Source organism: Aliigemmobacter aestuarii (assembly GCF_004799285.1).
In the GTDB taxonomy this organism is placed as follows: domain Bacteria; phylum Pseudomonadota; class Alphaproteobacteria; order Rhodobacterales; family Rhodobacteraceae; genus Aliigemmobacter; species Aliigemmobacter aestuarii.
On the sequence record NZ_SSND01000012.1, the window covers coordinates 1 to 3,606 of the forward strand.

Here is a 3,606-nt window from a genome sequence, read left to right on the forward strand (position 1 = left end):
GTCCTCGACGTGGGCCACAAGGGGCTGCATGTCGTCGAGCTTGCCCCCGGCGTGACCGAGGCCGAATTGCGCGCCGCGACCGAGGCGACCATCGTCGACTGATGGCGACGACAGGCAGAGGGGGCTGTCTGCCCCCTCGCCGCCTGCGGCGGCTCACCCCCGAGGATACTTGCCGACAGAAAATCCGACGATCCGGATGACGGCTTCGTTTTCTGTCCGGAAATATCCTCGGGGGGTGAATTTGGCGCAGCCAAAGAGGGGGGCAGACAGCCCCCCTTGCCTTTTCCGGCCTCAGCCCTCGGCCGAGATCACCTTGAAGACGCAGGGATCCGTCACCAGTTCGGGTGGCGTCAGGCACAGCCCCTGGGCGACCTGCCAGGCCGCCAGAACCTTGGGCACGTAATCGCGCGTCTCGGCATAGGGCGGCACGCCGTCATTGGCCCGAACGGCCCCCTCGCCCGCGTTGTAGGCGGCCAGCACCATCAGCGGATCGCGGTCGAATTCCTTCATCAGCCAGTCAAGATAGGCCACACCGCCCTTGATGTTCTGGACGGGATTCATCGCATCCGCAACGCCGGCGTCGAGGTGGTCCTGGGTGACGGTCAGCGTGGCGGTGAAGATCTGGCTGGCGCCGGGGGCCAGGCTGACCGGGGCCGGGGTGATCGCCGACAGGCCGGTCAGCGGGTCGGTGACCGAGACATTGGTCAGCGTCACGTTGCCGGTGTTCTCGACCTCGAAGCTGTAGGTGATGGTCTCGCCGAGCGTGCCGTAGGTGGCGACATCGGCGGTCTTGTCCAGCGTGATCGCGGGCTGTTGCGCCGCGGTCAGCGTCACGCTGTCGGTGTCGGTGACGGCGTACCTCGAAGCTGTAGGTGATGGTCTCGCCGAGCGTGCCGTAGGTGGCGACATCGGCGGTCTTGTCCAGCGTGATCGCGGGCTGTTGCGCCGCGGTCAGCGTCACGCTGTCGGTGTCGGTGACGGCGTCGCCCACGGGCGGGGTGCCCGAGGCCGTCGCGGTGTTGGCGATGGAACCTGCGTCGAGGTGGTCCTGGGTGACGGTCAGCGTGGCGGTGAAGATCTGGCTGGCGCCGGGGGCCAGGCTGACCGGGGCCCAGCCCCCTCTGCCTGTCGTCGCCATCAGTCGACGATGGTCGCCTCGGTCGCGGCGCGCAATTCGGCCTCGGTCACGCCGGGGGCAAGCTCGACGACATGCAGCCCCTTGTGGCCCACGTCGAGGACGCCGAGATTGGTGATGATCCGGTCCACCACCGCCTTGCCGGTCAGCGGCAGGGTGCAGTCGCGCAGCACCTTCGATTCGCCGTGCTTCGAGGTGTGGTCCATCACGACCACCACCCGGCCCACGCCCGCAGCCCCCTCTGCCTGTCGTCGCCATCAGTCGACGATGGTCGCCTCGGTCGCGGCGCGCAATTCGGCCTCGGTCACGCCGGGGGCAAGCTCGACGACATGCAGCCCCTTGTGGCCCACGTCGAGGACACCGAGATTGGTGATGATCCGGTCCACCACCGCCTTGCCGGTCAGCGGCAGGGTGCAGTCGCGCAGCACCTTCGATTCGCCGTGCTTCGAGGTGTGGTCCATCACGACCACCACCCGGCCCACGCCCGTAGGTGGCGACATCGGCGGTCTTGTCCAGCGTGATCGCGGGCTGTTGCGCCGCGGTCAGCGTCACGCTGTCGGTGTCGGTGACGGCGTCGCCCACGGGCGGGGTGCCCGAGGCCGTCGCGGTGTTGGCGATGGAACCTGCGTCGAGGTGGTCCTGGGTGACGGTCAGCGTGGCGGTGAAGATCTGGCTGGCGCCGGGGGCCAGGCTGACCGGGGCCACCTATTGTTGACCCGCGTGGGAGAACGCAAAAAGCCGCCCGAGAGGGCGGCTCTTAAGCTGTTGATCTAGCGTGGATATTTTGGTTGCGGGGGCAGGATTTGAACCTGCGGCCTTCAGGTTATGAGGCGGACCAAAAAGAGAACATCTGATCCTTAGATATCAACCACTTACGGCCCAACCCATTGATCTCGCTTGATTACCTTGGCGGGTCGGTGACCGAGACATTGGCCAGCGTCACGTTGCCGGTGTTCTCGACCTCGAAGCTGTAGGTGACGGTCTCGCCGAGCGTGCCATAGGTGGCGACATCGGCGGTCTTGTCCAGCGTGATCGCGGGCTGTTGCGCCGCGGTCAGCGTCACGCTGTCGGTGTCGGTGACGGCGTCGCCCACGGGCGGGGTGCCCGAGGCACCTATTGTTGACCCGCGTGGGAGAACGCAAAAAGCCGCCCGAGAGGGCGGCTCTTAAGCTGTTGATCTAGCGTGGATATTTTGGTTGCGGGGGCAGGATTTGAACCTGCGGCCTTCAGGTTATGAGCCTGACGAGCTACCGGGCTGCTCCACCCCGCGTCAAGGATGGTACTGATCGTTTTGACCAGGTTTTTTCGTTGAGCGACATCGGCGGTCTTGTCCAGCGTGATCGCGGGCTGTTGCGCCGCGGTCAGCGTCACGCTGTCGGTGTCGGTGACGGCGTCGCCCACGGGCGGGGTGCCCGAGGCGGTCGCGGTGTTGGCGATGGAGCCTGCGTCGAGGTGGTCCTGGGTGACGGGCCCACGGGCGGGGTGCCCGAGGCCGTCGCGGTGTTGGCGATGGAACCTGCGTCGAGGTGGTCCTGGGTGACGGTCAGCGTGGCGGTGAAGATCTGGCTGGCGCCGGGGGCCAGGCTGACCGGGGCCGGGGTGATCGCCGACAGGCCGGTCAACCTCGAAGCTGTAGGTGATGGTCTCGCCGAGCGTGCCGTAGGTGGCGACATCGGCGGTCTTGTCCAGCGTGATCGCGGGCTGTTGCGCCGCGGTCAGCGTCACGCTGTCGGTGTCGGTGACGGCGTCGCCCACGGGCGGGGTGCCCGAGGCCGCCGAGCGTGCCATAGGTGGCGACATCGGCGGTCTTGTCCAGCGTGATCGCGGGCTGTTGCGCCGCGGTCAGCGTCACGCTGTCGGTGTCGGTGACGGCGTCGCCCACGGGCGGGGTGCCCGAGGCGGTCGCGGTGTTGGCCAACACCGCGACGGCCTCGGGCACCCCGCCCGTGGGCGACGCCGTCACCGACACCGACAGCGTGACGCTGACCGCGGCGCAACAGCCCGCGATCACGCTGGACAAGACCGCCGATGTCGCCACCTACGGCACGCTCGGCGCGCCGAGCGTGCCGTAGGTGGCGACATCGGCGGTCTTGTCCAGCGTGATCGCGGGCTGTTGCGCCGCGGTCAGCGTCACGCTGTCGGTGTCGGTGACGGCGTCGCCCACGGGCGGGGTGCCCGAGGCGGTCGCGGTGTTGGCGCCGAGCGTGCCATAGGTGGCGACATCGGCGGTCTTGTCCAGCGTGATCGCGGGCTGTTGCGCCGCGGTCAGCGTCACGCTGTCGGTGTCGGTGACGGCGTCGCCCACGGGCGGGGTGCCCGAGGCCGTCGCGGTGTTGGTAGGTGGCGACATCGGCGGTCTTGTCCAGCGTGATCGCGGGCTGTTGCGCCGCGGTCAGCGTCACGCTGTCGGTGTCGGTGACGGCGTCGCCCACGGGCGGGGTGCCCGAGGCGGTCGCGGTGTTGGCGATGGA

General features: G+C 68.3%; 5 protein-coding genes, 1 tRNA gene and 5 pseudogenes. 2 read left to right on the forward strand and 9 right to left on the reverse strand.

Annotation, left to right across the window (positions count from 1 at the left end):
- Positions 1–102: pseudogene (locus E7811_RS18300) on the forward strand (succinyl-CoA--3-ketoacid-CoA transferase); the annotation flags it as partial.
- A gap of 189 nt (positions 103–291) precedes the next feature.
- On the opposite strand, the gene E7811_RS18415 reads toward E7811_RS18300, so the two are convergent.
- The 8 genes and pseudogenes from E7811_RS18415 to E7811_RS18430 all read right to left on the reverse strand — a co-directional run bounded on the left by E7811_RS18415 (position 292) and on the right by E7811_RS18430 (position 2,808).
- The gene (locus E7811_RS18415; protein WP_449353881.1) at positions 292–909 is read right to left on the reverse strand and encodes a DUF7507 domain-containing protein; all 618 of its coding nucleotides are present in this window, start codon (positions 907–909) and stop codon (positions 292–294) included.
- 73 nt (positions 910–982) lie between these two features.
- Positions 983–1,138: pseudogene (locus E7811_RS18420) on the reverse strand (DUF7507 domain-containing protein); the annotation flags it as partial.
- Positions 1,138–1,368: pseudogene (locus E7811_RS17805) on the reverse strand (CoA-transferase); the annotation flags it as partial. The pseudogenes E7811_RS17805 and E7811_RS18420, both read right to left, overlap by 1 nt.
- 24 nt (positions 1,369–1,392) lie before the next feature.
- Positions 1,393–1,620: pseudogene (locus E7811_RS17810) on the reverse strand (CoA-transferase); the annotation flags it as partial.
- A 136-nt stretch (positions 1,621–1,756) separates the two neighbouring features.
- A pseudogene (locus E7811_RS18425) lies at positions 1,757–1,840 on the reverse strand (hypothetical protein); the annotation flags it as partial.
- Between the two features lie 196 nt (positions 1,841–2,036).
- Positions 2,037–2,228, reverse strand: a complete 192-nt coding sequence (locus E7811_RS17820) for a DUF7507 domain-containing protein (protein ID WP_168733086.1) — start codon at positions 2,226–2,228, stop codon at positions 2,037–2,039.
- A 100-nt stretch (positions 2,229–2,328) separates the two neighbouring features.
- Positions 2,329–2,405, reverse strand: a tRNA-Met gene (locus tag E7811_RS17825).
- A gap of 97 nt (positions 2,406–2,502) precedes the next feature.
- Positions 2,503–2,808 carry a DUF7507 domain-containing protein gene (locus tag E7811_RS18430; protein WP_449353882.1) on the reverse strand — a complete coding sequence of 102 codons (306 nt, stop codon included), beginning with the start codon at positions 2,806–2,808 and terminating at the stop codon, positions 2,503–2,505.
- A gap of 117 nt (positions 2,809–2,925) precedes the next feature.
- Between E7811_RS18430 and E7811_RS17830 the strand changes: the two genes are divergently transcribed.
- Positions 2,926–3,207, forward strand: a complete 282-nt coding sequence (locus tag E7811_RS17830) for a hypothetical protein (RefSeq protein ID WP_136396032.1) — start codon at positions 2,926–2,928, stop codon at positions 3,205–3,207.
- Here the strand turns inward: E7811_RS17830 and E7811_RS17835 are convergent.
- Positions 3,174–3,485 carry a hypothetical protein gene (locus E7811_RS17835; protein ID WP_136396033.1) on the reverse strand — a complete coding sequence of 104 codons (312 nt, stop codon included), beginning with the start codon at positions 3,483–3,485 and terminating at the stop codon, positions 3,174–3,176. The two genes, E7811_RS17830 and E7811_RS17835, sit on opposite strands and share 34 nt — an antisense overlap.
- Positions 3,486–3,606 lie beyond the last annotated feature (121 nt).